General features: G+C 36.7%; 11 protein-coding genes and 3 pseudogenes. 13 read left to right on the forward strand and 1 reads right to left on the reverse strand.

Annotated features, from left to right (window positions below; all coding sequences use genetic code 11):
• Window positions 1–10 precede the first annotated feature (10 nt).
• Window positions 11–481 (reverse strand): N-acetyltransferase, encoded by a 471-nt coding sequence (locus ACEWFJ_RS09065; protein ID WP_473691718.1) that lies wholly within the window; start codon window positions 479–481, stop codon window positions 11–13.
• Window positions 482–798: 317 nt separating this feature from the next.
• Here ACEWFJ_RS09065 and ACEWFJ_RS09070 point away from each other — a divergent pair, with 317 nt between their 5' ends.
• The 13 genes and pseudogenes from ACEWFJ_RS09070 (at window position 799) to ACEWFJ_RS09130 (ending at window position 17,667) form a co-directional block, all read left to right on the forward strand.
• Window positions 799–1,677 (forward strand): 2-dehydropantoate 2-reductase, encoded by an 879-nt coding sequence (locus ACEWFJ_RS09070; protein WP_098305584.1) that lies wholly within the window; start codon window positions 799–801, stop codon window positions 1,675–1,677.
• 78 nt (window positions 1,678–1,755) lie between these two features.
• Window positions 1,756–3,372: a bacillithiol biosynthesis cysteine-adding enzyme BshC gene (bshC, locus tag ACEWFJ_RS09075; RefSeq protein ID WP_473691720.1), complete on the forward strand. Its 1,617-nt coding sequence runs from the start codon at window positions 1,756–1,758 to the stop codon at window positions 3,370–3,372.
• A 380-nt stretch (window positions 3,373–3,752) separates the two neighbouring features.
• Window positions 3,753–4,685: a 16S rRNA (cytosine(1402)-N(4))-methyltransferase RsmH gene (gene rsmH, locus ACEWFJ_RS09080; RefSeq protein ID WP_473692406.1), complete on the forward strand. Its 933-nt coding sequence runs from the start codon at window positions 3,753–3,755 to the stop codon at window positions 4,683–4,685.
• Window positions 4,686–4,700: 15 nt separating this feature from the next.
• Entirely contained in the window at window positions 4,701–5,057 is a 357-nt protein-coding gene (ftsL, locus tag ACEWFJ_RS09085; RefSeq protein ID WP_253630254.1) for a cell division protein FtsL, read from the forward strand.
• Between the two features lie 21 nt (window positions 5,058–5,078).
• Window positions 5,079–7,239: pseudogene (locus tag ACEWFJ_RS09090) on the forward strand (penicillin-binding protein).
• An 83-nt stretch (window positions 7,240–7,322) separates the two neighbouring features.
• Entirely contained in the window at window positions 7,323–9,236 is a 1,914-nt protein-coding gene (locus ACEWFJ_RS09095) for a stage V sporulation protein D (RefSeq protein ID WP_473691722.1), read from the forward strand.
• 161 nt (window positions 9,237–9,397) lie between these two features.
• A pseudogene (locus ACEWFJ_RS09100) lies at window positions 9,398–10,874 on the forward strand (UDP-N-acetylmuramoyl-L-alanyl-D-glutamate--2,6-diaminopimelate ligase).
• Between the two features lie 22 nt (window positions 10,875–10,896).
• The gene (gene mraY, locus ACEWFJ_RS09105) at window positions 10,897–11,868 is read left to right on the forward strand and encodes a phospho-N-acetylmuramoyl-pentapeptide-transferase (RefSeq protein ID WP_473691724.1); all 972 of its coding nucleotides are present in this window, start codon (window positions 10,897–10,899) and stop codon (window positions 11,866–11,868) included.
• Window positions 11,869–13,221 carry a UDP-N-acetylmuramoyl-L-alanine--D-glutamate ligase gene (gene murD, locus ACEWFJ_RS09110; RefSeq protein WP_473691726.1) on the forward strand — a complete coding sequence of 451 codons (1,353 nt, stop codon included), beginning with the start codon at window positions 11,869–11,871 and terminating at the stop codon, window positions 13,219–13,221. It abuts the gene before it with no gap.
• Window positions 13,222–13,495: 274 nt separating this feature from the next.
• Window positions 13,496–14,592 (forward strand): annotated as a pseudogene (gene spoVE / locus ACEWFJ_RS09115) (stage V sporulation protein E).
• 170 nt (window positions 14,593–14,762) lie between these two features.
• Window positions 14,763–15,866, forward strand: coding sequence for an undecaprenyldiphospho-muramoylpentapeptide beta-N-acetylglucosaminyltransferase (gene murG, locus ACEWFJ_RS09120; RefSeq protein WP_429718139.1), 1,104 nt, complete (start codon window positions 14,763–14,765; stop codon window positions 15,864–15,866).
• A 50-nt stretch (window positions 15,867–15,916) separates the two neighbouring features.
• Window positions 15,917–16,822: a UDP-N-acetylmuramate dehydrogenase gene (gene murB / locus ACEWFJ_RS09125; protein ID WP_473691728.1), complete on the forward strand. Its 906-nt coding sequence runs from the start codon at window positions 15,917–15,919 to the stop codon at window positions 16,820–16,822.
• 98 nt (window positions 16,823–16,920) lie between these two features.
• Window positions 16,921–17,667, forward strand: coding sequence for a cell division protein FtsQ/DivIB (locus ACEWFJ_RS09130; protein WP_473691730.1), 747 nt, complete (start codon window positions 16,921–16,923; stop codon window positions 17,665–17,667).
• The last annotated feature ends 65 nt before the right edge of the window (window positions 17,668–17,732 follow it).

Consider the following 17,732-nt stretch of genomic DNA (forward strand, 5'->3'; position numbering starts at 1 on the left):
GTTTTTATTTTTAAGCAGATTCACTGTTTGTAACCGCATTCAAATTTTCGTTTGGATGCCAGATGTAAAAATCTCCATCATCAATGGTTACTTTTTCGAAGTGTAATTTTTCCCAGAAAACAGCAGATTGTACGCGAGCAATTGTTTTGATAGGAAGGTGCAATTGTTTTGTATAATTGACCAGCATCTTACCAAATCCTTGTTTTTGGAATGTTGGCAACACTTCGAGTTTAAAAAGCTCTACATAAGGGCCAGTAAACAAATTGTTAACAGACGGTTGTTTCGTATACAAACTCATGCGTGCTATAAGAGAACCACCGTAATAAATTCCATAAAAAGGGGATTCACTATCGTTTTCGATGATATTTGCTTGTAAATCTTCTAACATAGATAATTCTTCAGCACCGCAACCTTTAAATTTTTTAAACTCTTCTAACGTTTTATAATTGATGAGCAAGCGCTCAACTTTGGGAAAGTGCATGTAATCACATCCTCTTCTTGGTGTAAAAATAAAGAAAAGTATAAATATTTATAATAGTATTATAACGCATTTTTTTATTTTTATGAAGAAAAGAGATAATTCTTTCAGTATTTTTTTGAAAAGTCTGCTAAACTTATTCTATAAACTATAAAGTGAAACTTTCATGAGCGGGGTTTCTTTCCTACTGATGGAAAGCTTTCGACAATTAGGCTTTTACGGACAGTCGTCCTCAATATGTCGCCTTCGCTTCTCCTGAATCTTAAGATGCGGGGTATACTGTCTGTGAATAGCGGGATAAAAATGGAGGCCTTTGTAGAATGGAGATTGGAATTGTTGGACCGGGAGCAATCGGGCTCCTTTTTGCATTTTATTTAGAAAAAAATCAGCAGGCTGTTACACTATATACACGAACAGTAGAACAAGCGGAACGATTGAACGAGTGCGGGATTACATGCGTACACAACGGTGTGAGAGAAACTGTATATCCGCTTGTAAGTCCTTTAGAGGATATAAAAAACAAAACACATGATTATACATTTGTTGCTGTGAAGCAATATCATTTGGAAGCAATATGGCCTTATTTGCAAGAAAATCGGCTTATTTTCTTGCAAAATGGGATGGGGCATCTTCATATATTGCAACAGATGCAAAATACCAGCGTTGCGGTAGGAATTGTAGAGCACGGGGCGAAAAAAGAAAATATTAGTACCGTCCATCATACTGGAATAGGCAGTACGAAATTTGGGCTCATACATGGAGAAGAGGAACAATTTGAATCTCTATTTACTGCATTCTCTTCCAGTCTATTTCCGATAGTGATTGAAAAAGACTGGAAGCAAACAATGCTGCATAAACTTGTCGTCAATGCGTGTATTAATCCCTTAACTGCATTGTTTGGTGTACAAAATGGTGAGTTATTGACAAATCCATCGTTTTACAAAGTGATGAAGCAAGTATTTTCGGAAGTGATGGAAATTGTAGGTGATTCAAAATGTGGTGAGTATTGGGAACGTGTATGTACAGTATGTAAAAATACGGCTCATAATACTTCATCTATGTTAATGGATGTACAAAATAATAGAAAAACAGAAATTGATGCAATTGTTGGTTATTTAATTCGAGAGGCAGAACAGCAACAAAAATCAGTTCCAACGCTCTCCTTTTTGTATCATTCCATAAAAGGATTAGAAAGATAAGAGATATTCTTTGCTTTTATAACGAACATTGACTACAATTTGGTTGGTGAGAGATCAGGATATGAAAGGAAGAAGTATATGGAGATAAAAGAAATCTCTGTCCCGCTTCAAGGAATTGTTGGGGACTATTTGAAACATAAAAAAGAGATTCAAGAATGCTTTGATTATCCGATAACGGAAGATGGCTTTGTAAGACGTATACATGATTTGCGAAATAGACAGTATCCAAGGCAAGAGTTAGTATCACATTTATTGCAATATAATCAAGAATTGAATGCGGGAGAAAAAACACTTCAAAATATCCATGCTTTGTTAGAGGAAGATACATATGTTGTTATTGGTGGACAACAAGCAGGGTTGTTAACTGGTCCTCTTTACACAATTCATAAAATCATATCTATTTTACAACTTGCAAAGGAAAAGGAAGCGGCGCTTGGGGTACGGGTTGTTCCTGTTTTTTGGATTGCTGGAGAAGATCATGACATTGATGAAATTAACCATGCGTTCGTTACGAAAAATGGAAAGGTGAAAAAGACAATTTTCCATGAACGCCATCCATATAAAGCGAGTGCTTCTGAAATGGAGATTTCTATTGAGGATTGTAAACGTTGGATAGAAGAAATCTTTAAAACATATCCAGAAACAAAATATACAAAAGACGTATTGGATTTTATAGATGAGTGTTTACAGCAATCGCGGACATATGTTGATTTCTTTGCGCATCTTATTACAAAGTTATTTACACACTCAGGTTTAATTCTTGTAGATTCTCATCATCCAATCCTTCGAAATATGGAAGTGCCTTTTTTCAAAGAAACATTAGCACGATATAAAAATGTGCAAGAAGGGCTTAATGCTCAGCAACGTGTATTACGTGAGCAAGGATATAAACCGATTATTGAAACAAAACAGAATGCTATTCATGTTTTTATGAAAATCAATGGAGAGCGTCTTCTGTTAGAAGAAGAAGAAGGACGTTTTATTTGTAAAGAGGGGATGTATTCATTTTCGTATGAGGAGCTCATAGAAAGGATGGAGAGTCACCCTGAACAATTTAGTAACAATGTTGTAACAAGACCGCTTATGCAAGAATTTGTTTTCCCTACGCTCGCATTTATTGGTGGGCCAGGAGAAATTGCATATTGGAGCGAATTACAACAAGTGTTTCATGCAATGGATTTTCAAATGCCACCGGTTGTGCCGCGTTTGACAATCAGTTATTTAGCGCGCGATATTGAAACTGATTTACAAGATTTGCAGCTACAAGAGAGCGAAGTGTTTAATAAAGGTATTACTGCACTCCGAGAAAAGTGGCTGTCTATGCAAGTTGAAGAGCCGATAGACAATCAATTTACTCATGCGGCGGAGCAAATCGGGGCGATTCATACATCTTTACAACAATTTGTACAAAAAGTAAATCCAGGTCTGCGAGATTTTGCAAAGAAAAATGAGTTGAAAATTATGCAACAACTTGAATTGTTAGAGCGAACACTTCGAGCGGATTTTGAGAGAAAACATGAAGTGCAGCTTAATAAATTCCGGCGAATTGAAAATTCTTTACAACCTCTATATGCGCCGCAAGAACGAGTATGGAATATTTGCTATTACTTAAATATTTACGGACTTGATTTTGTGGAAAGGGTTATGAAGCAAACTTTTAGTTGGACTGGAAAACAGCATATTATAAAATTATAAAATCTTGCTCTTAAGAGCAGGATTTTATTTTATTTTGTGGAATTAACTGTAAAATAATTTTATTTACTATGTAAATCTTAGCATGTAAAAGCTGAGAGCACTCTTTTTTTGAAGAACAGTACTTTTTTTGACAAAATGAAAGTAGGTTATTATCTTTTTCGACATGTTTTTATGTATTTTCCCGCAAAAGATGATAAAATTTAGTATATAATAAGGTGACATGACTATTAGTAGGGAGCTGTGTTCCCACTAATTGTCATCCATAACAATCAGACTCTTAGGGGCAGTTATCTCAATTCCTCATAATTTTGCGGATTGACTGTTAAAGCGGGATAAAAAGATGCGTCAAGAGGATTATTTTGCAAAAAGTAGGTGCAACAATGTTTAAACATGTAACAGTGCTTTTAAAAGAAACAGTAGATGGTTTAGAAATTAAACCAAATGGTACATATGTGGATTGTACGCTAGGAGGTGGAGGTCATAGTGCTTATTTACTATCTCAACTTTCCGAAGAAGGAAGACTAATTGCATTTGATCAAGATGAGATTGCAATTCAAAATGCAGAAGAAAAATTCTCTTCTTACAACGGCCAATTTATAACTGTAAAAAGTAACTTTCGCTATTTGAAGGAAAGATTATATGAATTAGGAATTACAGAAGTAGACGGTATTTTATTTGATTTAGGTGTTTCTTCCCCGCAATTAGATACACCAGAACGTGGATTTAGTTATCATCACGATGCTCCGCTTGACATGCGCATGGATCAAGATGCCCCATTAACAGCATATGACGTTGTAAATAGTTGGTCATATGAACAACTTGTAAGAATCTTTTTTCAATATGGTGAAGAAAAATTTTCAAAGCAAATTGCAAGGAAAATTGAAGCGTACCGTGAGAAAAAGCCAATTGAAACAACTGGAGAGTTAGTGGAATTAATTAAAGAAGGGATTCCAGCTCCGGCACGTCGAACTGGCGGACATCCTGCGAAGCGAGTATTCCAAGCAATTCGTATTGCAGTTAATGATGAATTGAAAGTGTTTGAGGAAGCGTTGGAAGCGGCGATTGACGTAACGAAAACAGGCGGACGAATTAGCGTTATTACATTCCATTCGTTAGAAGATCGCATTTGTAAAGTGACATTTAAAAAACATAGTACAACACCTCAGCTTCCACCAGGATTACCAATTATTCCTGATGAATACAAACCAAAGTTGAAGCTAATTACAAGAAAGCCAATTTTACCTTCTGATGTGGAATTAGAAGAAAATAACCGAGCGCGTTCTTCAAAGCTACGAATTGCTGAAAAATTATAAAAAGGAGAGAGAGGTATGACAAATTTAGCCGTTAAGTATAAAAAGCAGCAAGTAGAAGTACAATCTCAAGCTCCGCAGCAAGTGATACAGCCAGGTGCGAAAACAAAAATTACAAGAATTGAAAAATTATTGTATGTTGCATTTATTGGCTTTTTATTGTATGCATGTGTAGCATTTATTGGGAATAAAGCGGCGTTATATGAAGCTGATGCAAAAGTAACAAAAATGGAAAGCACACTTACAAAACAAAAAAATACAAATCAAGAATTACAGGCTGAAACTGAAAAGCTAACACGTTATGATCGCATTGCGGAAATTGCAAAAAAACATGGGCTTGAAATCAATGCGAATAATGTAAAAGGCTTAAATTAATCCAATAGGTGTGAAGAAGAGATGAATACACGTAAATTTCATACCAACAAAGGAGCAGGGTTCTTCATCAAGGTTTTTCTCCTGCTCTTTTTTCTGTTGTTAGCCCGCTTTCTTTATATTGAAGCAACAAAAACAGTGCATGGAGTAGATTTAGAGGCACTTGCGCAGCAAAAACATAATAAAAGCGGGGTACTCGAAGCAAATCGAGGAACCATTTATGATCAAAATGGTTATGTGCTTGCTCAAGATGCAAATTCATATAAGATGGTTGCTACTTTAAAAGGGCAAAATCATATAGAAGACAAAGAAGATGCTGCAGTGAAACTATCGAAAGTACTTGATGTAAGTAAAGAAGAAATTTTGAAGTACTTAAATAAAGACCTTACACAAGTAGAGTTTGGATCAATTGGAAGAAATTTAACGAAAGAAAAGAAGGACGAAATTGAAAGTTTAGATATAAAAGGAATTTCTTTTGTTACAGAAAAGGCAAGGGTATATCCGAACGGTGATTTTGCTTCGTACGTACTTGGATATGCTAAGCCGAATGATGAAGGAATTGGAGAAGGACAGTTCGGACTTGAAAAAAGTTTAGATAAATATTTGCGTGCTTCTAACGGAAGCGTAACGTATACGGGTGATACGAAAGGTGTCTCGCTAGAAGAGAAAAAATGATGTAAAGCCTCCTAAAAATGGAGATAATGTATATTTAACAATTGACCAACGTATTCAAAGCTTTCTAGAAGATGCGATGGAAGAAGCGGAAAAACATTATGATCCATCAATGTTAATCGGAGTTGTAGCGGATCCAAAAACAGGAAAAATTTTAGCGATGTCTAGTAGGCCAAGTTATGATCCAAATAAACGAGACATTGATTATTTTTTAAATGATCCCATTGCTAATGCTTATGAACCAGGTTCGACAATGAAAATCTTTACGTTAGCGGCCGCGATTAATGAAGGTGTATACAATGGCCAAGAGTATTATCAATCTGGTACGTACAAAGTAGGGAATTCGATAATTAAAGATCATAATAATGGTGCAGGATGGGGCTCTATTACGTTTGATGAAGGTGTTGAGCGCTCATCAAACGTTGCTTTCGCTATTCTAGGGAATGAAAAGTTGGGACCCGATCGTTTCCATCAATACATTCAAAAATTTCACTTAGATCAAAAGACAGGAATTGATTTGCCTGGAGAAGGTGAAAATACAATTTTATTTGATAAGCAAATTCAGCAGGTAACAACGGCATTTGGACAAGGTTCTACAGTAACTCCAATTCAACTTGTGCAAGCGGCTACTGCAATTGCTAACGACGGAAAAATGATGAAGCCGTATGTAGTTGATAAGATTGTAGATCCAACGGATAATAAAGTTGTCGAGGATCACAAACCGGAAGTGGTAGAAGAACCGGTTACAAAAGAGACTGCAGAACACGTAAGGCAATTGTTAGAACAAGTTGTAACATCACCTAAAGGAACGGGAACAGCGTATAAACTTGATAACTATTCTGTTGGTGGTAAAACCGGAACAGCACAAATTCCGGATGGAAAAGGCGGTTACATGACAGGACGAGAAAATTATATTTTCTCATTCCTTGGTATGGCACCAATAGATGATCCGCAGCTTGTTATCTATTTAGCAGTTAAGCAGCCTAAATTAAAAGATACTGAATACGGTGCACAACCGTTAGCTGAAATGTTTAAATCTGTAACGGAAAATAGTTTAGAGTATTTAAAGATTAAACCGAATGAAGTAAAAGATGTGAATAAACAAACAAAAGAGCAGCAAGCTGCTGTTCCAGATGTAACAGGCAAAACGATGGGAGAAGCAAAAGAAATATTAGAAAAGGCAAAGTTTCGACCTGTTGTGTTAGGAGAGGGAAAAGTTAAACAACAAGTGCCAAAAGCGAATGAAAAAACGTTACCGGGTGATCGAGTATTTTTAGTAGGAGATCAACCGAAAATGCCGAATATTAATGGTTGGGCACTTCGTGATGTCATGAATTTAGCGGAAGTATTAAATCTAGATTTGAAACTTTCAGGTACAGGATATGTAACAGAACAGAGTGTTGCTGAAGGTACGCCGTTAAAAGAACGAACTCCGTTAGAAGTAAAACTTGTTCCACCTCTTGAACCACAGCAAGAAGCGGAGAAGGAGCCAAGTAAAAAGGAAGGCACTTAACATAGGAAAAGTAGGCGTGTTCTAATTAAATACGTACAAGCATATATTGGAACAAGTGAAGCGTAAAGGAGGCTTGTTCCAATATGCGTGTATCGAATGTAACAGTAAGAAAACGGCTTATTTTTGTGCTTATATCTGGTATACTGATTTTTACAATTATCGATATTCGTCTTGGATATGTGCAGTTTTTTCTTGGGAATATGTTAACAGATCGTGCGAAAGATTCATGGAGCCGTAATATTACATTTGAACCTGAGCGAGGGAAAATTGTAGATCGAAATGGTGTAGAGCTGGCAACAAATAAAAGTGCACCAACTGTCTTTGTGGTACCAAGGCAAATTGAAAAACCAGCAGAGACTGCAGAGAAATTAGCTGCAGTTTTAGGTGTGTCGAAAGAAGAAATCTATCAGCGTCTTACGAAAAAAGAGTCCATAGTGAGATTAGACAAAGGCGGGCGGAAAATTTCTCATGACAAGGCAAAAGAAGTTAGGGCTTTAAGTTTAAAAGGTGTATATATCGCTGAAGATTCCATTCGATATTATCCGTTTGGAAAATATCTATCACATGTGCTTGGATTTGCTGGGAGTGATAACCAAGGACTTATGGGGCTGGAGTCATATTATGACAAAGAATTAAATGGTGACAAAGGATATGTTCGTTTTTTTGCTGATGCGAAAGGACAGCGTATGCCGAACATTGGTGATGATTATAAAGAACCTGGAGATGGCTTGGATTTAAAGTTAACAATTGATTCACGTATTCAGACGATCATGGAGAGAGAATTAAATATTGCGGATTCGACGTATCATCCAGATGGAATGATAGCAATTGCTATGAACCCAAATAATGGTGAGATTTTAGGTATGTCTAGCCGACCAAGTTTTGATCCAGCAGATTTCAGAAGTGTTTCACCGGAAGTATTTAACCGAAATCTACCTGTATGGAGTACATATGAACCAGGATCCACATTTAAAATTATTACACTTGCAGCTGCTTTAAATGAAAATTTAGTAGACTTGGAGAAAGATACGTTTTATGATGATGGAGCGGCAGAAGTTGGCGGTGCAAGATTACGTTGCTGGAAAGCAGGGGGACACGGTAGCCAAACATTTTTAGAGGTTGTTCAAAACTCTTGTAACCCAGGGTTTGTAGAGCTTGGAGAACGTCTAGGAAAAGAAAAGCTGTTTCAATATATTCGTGATTTTGGATTTGGTGAAAAAACGGGCATTGATTTACAAGGAGAAGGTAAAGGGATTTTATTTGATTTAAAAAAAGTAGGGCCTGTTGAGCAAGCGACGACAGCATTTGGGCAAGGGGTGTCTGTTACCCCTATTCAACAAGTTGCAGCAGTAGCTGCTGCTGTAAATGGAGGCACGTTATATAAGCCGTACATTGCGAAAGAGTTTATAGATCCAACTACGAATAAAGTGATTAGTAAAACAACGCCTGTTGCGAAGAGACAAGTTATTTCCAAGGAAACATCTGAAAAAGTGCGTTATGCACTTGAAAATGTTGTGGCAAAAGGTTCAGGTAAAGGTGCTTATATTGATGGTTATCCTGTCGGAGGAAAGACTGGTACAGCCCAAAAAGTAAAAGATGGGAAATATTTAGATAACAACTATATCGTGTCATTCATTGGATTTGCACCAGTAGATGATCCGCAAATTGTTGTGTATGTCGCAGTAGACAATCCAAAAGGGGTTACACAATTTGGCGGGGTTGTAGCTGCACCAATCGTTGGGAATATCCTTCGTGATGTTTTGCCAGTGATGGGAGTAGAGCCTAGAAAAGAGCAAATTGAAAAGAAATTAACTTGGGATGAGACGCCTTTAATAGAAGTTCCTAATGTAGTAGGCATGGATCGAAAGGAATTACAAAATCAACTTGTTGATTTACAATTGGATGCTAGCGGCGAAGGAGACAAAGTGGTCGAACAATCTCCAAAGCCCGGCACGAAAGTAAAAGCAGGATCAAAGGTTCGAATATACTTTAATTAAGTACGAAGTGCTTATTTACGATACAATAACATTCAACTAACTAGCAGTGAGACACTTGTTTCTCACTGCCTGTTAATTAATAAATTATGCTCTTATATATGGAGTTCTTTGAAACTATCCATTTATAAGAGATAAATAAAGAGTAGAGAGGGTTTAAAGAAATGAAGTTGCATACACTTGTATCAAGTTTGCATGATTTTCCGGTTGTTCCAAAAGAAAATCCGGAAATTACATCTATTGAAGCGGATTCGCGTAAAGTGACAAATGGAAGTTTATTTGTATGTATAAAAGGTTTCACGGTTGATAGTCATGAATTTGCCAAGCAAGCAGCCGCGCAAAGGTGCGGCTGCTATTGTTGCGGAAAGACCTATTGATGTTGACGTTCCAGTTGTACTTGTTAAAGATACAGTACGTTCTTTAGCGGTGTTAGCAGATTATTTTTATGGGCAGCCAACGCAAAAGTTACATTTAATTGGAATTACAGGTACAAATGGAAAGACAACAACATCGCATATAATGAACGAAATTATGCGTGCGCATGGACATAAAACAGGATTAATTGGAACAATTAATATGAAAATAGGTGACGAAACGTTTGAAGTGAAAAACACAACACCAGATGCATTAACATTACAAAAGACGTTCCATAAAATGATTGAACAAAATGTAAATAGTGCTGTTATGGAAGTATCTTCACATGCGTTGCACCTTGGAAGAGTACATGGATGTGACTACGATGTAGCAGTGTTTACGAATTTAACGCAAGATCACTTAGATTATCATAAAACAATGGAAGAGTACAAACATGCAAAGGGCTTATTATTTGCACAGCTTGGTAATAGCTATTCTCATAACCGTGTAAAATATGCTGTATTAAATAATGACGATGCCGCAGCAATAGATTATATGAAAAGTACGGCAGCGACGGTAATTACGTATGGTATTGATACGAAAAGTGATGTAATGGCGAAAAATATTGAGATGACAAATGCTGGCACGGCTTTTACACTGGTAACTCCGAATGAAAGCATCGAGATTACGATGAAGTTAATTGGGAAATTTAATGTCTATAATGTACTAGCTGCAACTGCAGCATGTCTCGTTTCTGGTGTAGCTTTACAAACGATTATTGATGTTGTGAAAGAATTAAAAGGTGTACCTGGGCGTTTTGAAGTTGTTGATAGAGGTCAAGATTTTACAGTCATTGTTGACTATGCGCATACACCGGATAGTTTAGAAAACGTATTGATGACAACGAAACAATTTGCAAAAGGAAATGTGTATTGTATCGTTGGCTGTGGTGGGGATCGAGATCGTACGAAACGACCAATTATGGCGAATGTCGCATCTCAGTACGCAACGCACGCAATTTATACATCAGACAACCCACGCAGCGAACAGCCCAAAGCAATTCTTGATGATATGATAGAAGGTATAAAAGGGAATAATTATGAAGTGGTTGTTGATCGAAAAGAAGCGATATCTCGTGCTGTTGCTGAGGCAAAAGCTGGAGATATTATTATAATTGCTGGTAAAGGTCATGAAACATATCAAATTATCGGTACAGAAGTACATCATTTTGACGATCGTGAAGTTGCTGGGGAGGCAATTGCACAACGTTTAAGCATGAAAGAATAACAACAAGAGAGGGGGACTAAATATGCTTGAACAAGGATTATTAATTACAGTTGGGGTGGCATTTTTAATTTCTGTTGCGTTGTCACCAATTTTTATTCCATTTTTACGCCGTTTAAAGTTTGGACAGAGCATTCGTGATGAAGGTCCGAAGTCACATCAAAAGAAATCTGGAACACCGACTATGGGCGGAATTGTTATTTTTATTTCAATTATGATTACGTCTATTATTATGATGTTTAAGTTTCAAAAGAGCGCTGAGACATATTTATTGCTTCTAGTTACATTTGGTTATGGTTTAATCGGATTTCTTGATGATTACATTAAAGTTGTTAAAAAAAGAAATCTTGGTTTGACATCAAAACAAAAATTAATAGGGCAGTTTGTTATTGCGGTAGCTTTCTTTATCATTGCAAAGGGCCAAGGATTTGATACACATTTAAGTATTCCAGGAACAGAAATTAAGTTTGACTTACACTGGGCATACTTTATTCTTGTTCTCTTTATGTTGATAGGAGCTTCAAACGCAGTTAACTTAACTGATGGGCTAGATGGATTATTAGCAGGAACAGCTGCCATTGCATTTGGTGCGTATAGTATTATTGCTTTTGCTCAGGAGCAGTACACAATTGCTATTTTTTGTATGGCAGTTGTTGGAGCTGTATTAGGGTTTTTAGTATTTAATGCTCATCCTGCAAAAGTATTTATGGGAGATACAGGATCTTTAGCACTTGGTGGTGCTTTAGCTGCTGTTTCAATTTTAACGAAAACAGAGTTATTATTAGTTATCATTGGTGGGATGTTTGTTATTGAAACGCTTTCTGTTATTATTCAAGTCGTTTCGTTTAAAACACGAGGAAAGCGTGTATTCAAAATGAGTCCGCTTCATCACCACTATGAATTATGCGGTTGGTCAGAATGGCGCGTAGTTGTAACGTTCTGGTCAGTAGGGCTTTTATTTGCAATGTTAGGAATTTATATCGGGGTGTGGATGTAATTGAAAACGATAACTGACTATCAAAATAAAAATATTCTTGTATTAGGTATGGCAAAAAGCGGTTATGCTGCAGCTGTTTTATTAAAGAAGCTTGGAGCAAATGTAGTTGTAAATGATAGCAAGCCGCTAGCTGAAAATCCGTTAGCGATAGAGTTGCAAGGTCAAGGCGTGGAAGTTGTATGTGGTGGTCATCCCTTAGAATTATTAGAGAAAAATATTTCTCTTGTTGTAAAAAATCCAGGGATTCCGTATTCTAATCCGTTACTTGTCGCGGCAAAAGAAAAAAATATTCCGATGGTAACAGAAGTAGAATTAGCATATCGCATTTCGGAAGCACCGTTTATTGGGATTACAGGGTCTAATGGAAAAACAACGACAACAACATTAACATTTGAAATGTTAAAAGAAGGAGAAAAACATCCTGTTATTGCTGGAAATATCGGTACGGTAGCATGTGAAGTTGCACAAGATGTAACTGAACAAGAAGTGGTTGTAACAGAACTTTCTTCATTTCAATTAATGGGTATTGAAACGTTTCAACCGAAGATTGCAGTGCTTTTAAACTTATTTGAAGCACACTTAGATTATCACGGTACGAAGAAAGAGTACGGTTTAGCAAAAGCGAATATCTTTAGAAATCAAACTGAAAATGACTATAGCGTCATTAATGCTGACGATGAAGATGTAATGATGTTGTCTGAGCAAAGTAAAGGACAAAAAGTGTACTTTTCTACGACGAAAATTATTGAAGACGGCGCTTGTGTAAAAGATGGTGCTCTTTACTTTAAAGGTGAAAAAGTTATTGATATTTACGATATTGTATTACCGGGTAAACATAATTTAGAAAATATACTAGCTGCTATGAGTATTGCAAAGCTTATGGGCGTTGCTAATGAAGCGATTATAGCAGTCTTAAAACGTTTTACAGGTGTAAAGCATCGTTTAGAGTATGTAACGACGATTGGAAACCGTAAGTTTTATAATGATTCAAAAGCAACAAATATGCTGGCGACAGAAAAAGCATTGTCTGCATTTACGCAACCAGTAATTTTATTAGCGGGTGGGCTAGATCGTGGTAATGAATTTGATGATTTAATCCCATACTTTGGGCATGTGAAGGCACTGCTTACATTTGGACAAACTGCACCTAAGCTTGTGAAAGCTGCAGAAAAGGCTGGAATGAAAGTTATTAAATGTGTCGATAATGTGGAACAAGCGGTACAAGAAGCATATGCTCTTTCAGAAGAGGGAGACGTGATTCTTTTATCTCCTGCATGTGCAAGCTGGGACCAATTTAAAACATTTGAAGAAAGAGGAGACATGTTTATACAAGCTGTGCATAAGCTAGTATAAAGTGAAAGAATCATCAGTGGATTGTTCCTACTGATGATTCTTTTATAGGTAGATAAAATGAAACTCCTATTGGCGGGATCTTTCTTCGTCTTCCACTGATGAAAAGCTTTCACCAATGGGGTTCTTACAGGGAGTTATCTCACACCTATCTTCTTTGATTTCTTGCAATCTTGAGGTGGGAGTCATACTGCCTGCAAGTAGCCAGAGATAAATGATGCTTCGTTTGTGAAAAAGTAGGGCTAACGAAAAGCTGCTTTCAAAGAGGTGATGCTCATTGCCAACAAAGAAGACTCCTGATTTTATTCTTATTATTGTGACATTGTTACTTTTGACGATAGGACTGGTGATGGTATACAGTGCTAGCGCTGTATGGGCTTCGTATAAAATGGGAGATTCATTCTTTTTTGCAAAACGTCAATTGTTATTTGCTGGTCTTGGTGTCGTTGCTATGTTTTTTATCATGAAGATTGATTATTGGGTGTGGCGTACATACTCCAAGGTGATTTTACTTATCTGTTTCGTTCTTCTTATTCTAGTTTTAATTCCTGGAATTGGACTGGTACGAGGCGGAGCTCGAAGTTGGATTGGTGTAGGTGCATTCTCTATTCAGCCTTCTGAGTTTATGAAGTTTGCGATGATTATTTTTTTAGCGAAATTTTTATCGGAAAAACAAAAAATGATTACGTCTTTCAAACGAGGATTACTTCCTGCGCTTAGTTTCGTGTTTGTTGCATTTGGTATGATTATGTTACAACCCGATTTGGGGACAGGAACGGTAATGGTTGGAACATGTGTTGTTATGATTTTTGTTTCGGGAGCACGTATTTTTCATTTTGCAATGTTAGGATTGATAGGAGTTGCAGGATTTGTAGGGCTTATTGCATCAGCACCGTATCGAATAAAGCGTATTACATCATATTTAGATCCATGGTCGGATCCGCTAGGAAGTGGATTTCAGATTATTCAATCGTTACTTGCAATCGGACCGGGGGATTATTTGGGCTCGGTCTTGGACAAAGTAGACAAAAATTTTTTTACTTACCAGAGCCGCAAACAGACTTTATTTTTGCGATACTATCCGAAGAATTAGGTTTTATTGGTGGTTCGTTTGTGTTATTATTATTTAGTCTGTTGTTATGGCGTGGGATTCGTGTAGCGTTAGGAGCGCCAGACCTATACGGTACTTTTTTAGCAGTCGGGATTGTGGCGATGATTGCGATTCAAGTGATGATTAACATCGGTGTTGTAACTGGATTAATGCCGGTTACAGGAATTACCTTGCCATTTTTAAGCTATGGTGGGTCTAGCTTGACCCTTATGTTAATGGCGATTGGAGTATTACTAAATATAAGTCGTCATTCTCGCTACTAAACCCTGTTGTTATGACAGGGTTTTTCGTATGTGAAAACGGAAACAAAGCGATTGATATACGAATGGCATACATAAAATGAAACTTCTATCAGTAAGGTTAGTTGAATCAATTAGACTTTTACTGCCCGTGAGCAGCGGGATAATAGAAAAAAGAAGCGGAGGAACAGGCAGTGCGAGTATTAGTCAGCGGTGGTGGAACAGGTGGGCATATTTATCCAGCTCTTGCGTTAATTCGAGAAATCAAAAAAATACATCCTGAGGCAAGATTTTTATATATTGGTACGGAAAATGGTTTGGAAAGTAAAATTGTTCGCAAAGCCGGCATTCCATTTCAATCCATTGTTATTAGCGGATTTAAACGGAAATTATCAATGGATAATGTGAAAACGGTGATGCGTTTTGTAAAAGGTGTACAAGATAGTAAACGTTATATTCGCCGTTTTAATCCAGATGTTGTAATTGGAACAGGTGGTTATGTATGTGGTCCAGTTGTATATGCAGCTGCCAAACTTGGTATTCCAGCAATTGTACATGAACAAAATAGTGTACCTGGTGTAACAAATAAATTTTTGAGTCGCTACGTGAATAAAGTAGCGGTTTGTTTTGATGCGGCAACAGAACATTTCCCGCAAAATAAAGTTGTGATGACAGGAAATCCTCGTGCTTCGGAAGTAATGAACCAAAATGGTATGAAAGGCAAGCGTTCGGTGGGATTATCTCTTTCAAAAAAATCAGTATTAATTTTTGGAGGAAGCCGAGGCGCTAGACCGATTAACGATGCGTTTTTAGAAGCAATTGAACAATTTGGTAATAAAAATTATGAAGTATTGTACGTTACAGGTGAAGTACATTATGATAAAGTAATGGAAGCTGTGAAACAAAAAGGGAATCCGCAAAATGTTATTATTAAGCCGTTTATTGATAATATGCCAGAAGTACTTACTGGGATAGACCTTGTTGTTTCGCGTGCAGGTGCTACAACGTTAGCTGAATTGACAGCTTTAGGGAAACCCAGTGTCTTAATTCCGAGTCCGTATGTAACAAACAATCACCAAGAGAAAAATGCTCTTTCTGTTGTTGATAAAGGAGCAGCAAAAATGCTTCTTGAAAAAGATTTAACAGGTGAAACGCTTATTGGTGATATTGATGAAATTTTACTAGATGTACAAAAATTACAAAATATGAAACTAGCTGCAAAGCAGTTAGGAATGCCAAATGCAGCAAACAAGTTGTTTGAAGTTATGAAAAAACTTGTAGAAAATAACGTTAGGTGAATGCCCTGCATACTACTGTAGTACGGAGACTTAATATGGGGGAGAGCATCATGAAACAATTAGCAAAGGAACTTATGGAAGCACAGGTAGGAAAAGTACTAGAAAACGAACCATTAGCTCGCTATACAACTATGAAAATAGGTGGTCCAGCGGATATTTTAGTGGTTCCAAGTAGTGTTGAAGGTGTGGAAAAATCGTTAAAGCTTGTGAAAAAGCATGGGACAAAATGGACTGCAATTGGTCGCGGTTCCAACCTTCTTGTATCGGATAAAGGTATTGAAGGAGTTGTGATTCGATTAGGAGAAGGACTAGATCATTTAGAAGTAGATGGTGTTACTGTACGAGTAGGTGGAGGGTATTCTCTCGTTAAACTGTCAACTTTATTGAGCCGCCAAGGATTAGCAGGATTAGAGTTTGCTAGTGGTATTCCTGGAAGCGTAGGCGGAGCTGTTTATATGAATGCAGGTGCTCATAAATCGGATATGTCTGAAATTTTGACGAGAGCTCGTGTTATGTTTGAAGATGGAACGATTGAATGGCTAACGAAAGATGAGCTAGAATTTTCTTATCGCACATCTGTTTTACAAAAGAAGCGTCCTGGCATTGTATTAGAAGCAGAGTTACAATTAAAAGCAGGTAATCGTGAAGACATTATCGCGATTATGCAAAAGAATAAAGATTATCGCCGTGATACACAACCTTGGAATCACCCATGTGCAGGAAGTATTTTTAGGAATCCACTACCAAATTATGCTGGTAATTTAGTTGAAAAGGCTGGACTACGTGGTTATCAAATTGGCGGTGCAAAAATTTCGGAAATGCATGGGAACTTTATTGTTAATACAGGAACAGCTTCTGCGCAAGATGTTCTTGATTTAATTGCTTTTGTGAAGAAAACGATTAAAGAACAATTTGATGTTAATATGCATACAGAAGTAGAGATAATTGGAAGATAATAGTTGTTTGTCCCACCCATTGTCATTTATGATATAATAGAAAGAGAAGAACGGCATGCATAACATGCCGTTCTTTATGTTACATAGGGGGATCGTACATGAAGAATAGTAAAGTTATTAAACTACAAGATCGTGTACCAAAATTAAAAAATCAAAAGAAGAAGAAACAGGTAAATAAACGATTAATTTTATATGTATCGATTTTATTTTTATTGGTGCTTTTTTTAATTTATTTTCGATCTCCGCTTAGCAATATAAAGAAAATTACGGTTCACGGCAATCACTATATGACAGATGAACAAATAATGGAGCAAGCAGGCATTACACATAAAACAAGCTATTTTCGTGTAGCGACACAGCAAGCAGAAACAAATTTAAAGAAGCAAAAAGAGATTAAAGAGGCTCATGTAAAGAAAAAATTTCCAAATCAAATTGTTATCGATGTTGAGGAATATGTGACAATTGGCTACATTAATAAAGAAGGAAAACTGTATCCGCTTTTAGAAAATGGAAAGTCACTAGATGCTCTCTCGAATGGGAAATTGCCAATTGCTGCCCCGATTTTCGTTCCATTTGAAGAAAAGAAAATGAAAGAATTGATTGCTGAATTAGAAAAATTAACACCAACTGTTCTTCGGTCTATTTCTGAAATTCATTACAAGCCAACAGATTTGTACGCAGATCATCTTACATTATATATGAATGAGGGATATGAAGTAAGTACAGTAATTCAAGATTTTGCAAAACGAATGGAAGCTTATCCTCTTATTATTAAAAACTTATCACCAGATAAAAAGGCAATTATTCATTTAGAAGTAGGGGCATATACGGAATATGTGAATTAATCAATAAGGGATTAATAAAGCAGATATTTTAACTGTAAAATTGTTTTTTCAAAGAGATATAGGAA

This window comes from Bacillus sp. EA-CB0995, from assembly GCF_055814245.1.

What these genes read in the sequence shown, in the direction of transcription:
- ACEWFJ_RS09065 (WP_473691718.1), bottom strand. Translation starts at nt 481, where the DNA reads ATGCACTTTCCCAAAGTTGAGCGCTTGCTCATCAATTATAAAACGTTA.
- ACEWFJ_RS09070 (WP_098305584.1), top strand. Translation starts at nt 799, where the DNA reads ATGGAGATTGGAATTGTTGGACCGGGAGCAATCGGGCTCCTTTTTGCA.
- bshC (WP_473691720.1), top strand. Translation starts at nt 1,756, where the DNA reads ATGGAGATAAAAGAAATCTCTGTCCCGCTTCAAGGAATTGTTGGGGAC.
- rsmH (WP_473692406.1), top strand. Translation starts at nt 3,753, where the DNA reads ATGTTTAAACATGTAACAGTGCTTTTAAAAGAAACAGTAGATGGTTTA.
- ftsL (WP_253630254.1), top strand. Translation starts at nt 4,701, where the DNA reads ATGACAAATTTAGCCGTTAAGTATAAAAAGCAGCAAGTAGAAGTACAA.
- ACEWFJ_RS09095 (WP_473691722.1), top strand. Translation starts at nt 7,323, where the DNA reads ATGCGTGTATCGAATGTAACAGTAAGAAAACGGCTTATTTTTGTGCTT.
- mraY (WP_473691724.1), top strand. Translation starts at nt 10,897, where the DNA reads ATGCTTGAACAAGGATTATTAATTACAGTTGGGGTGGCATTTTTAATT.
- murB (WP_473691728.1), top strand. Translation starts at nt 15,917, where the DNA reads ATGAAACAATTAGCAAAGGAACTTATGGAAGCACAGGTAGGAAAAGTA.
- ACEWFJ_RS09130 (WP_473691730.1), top strand. Translation starts at nt 16,921, where the DNA reads ATGAAGAATAGTAAAGTTATTAAACTACAAGATCGTGTACCAAAATTA.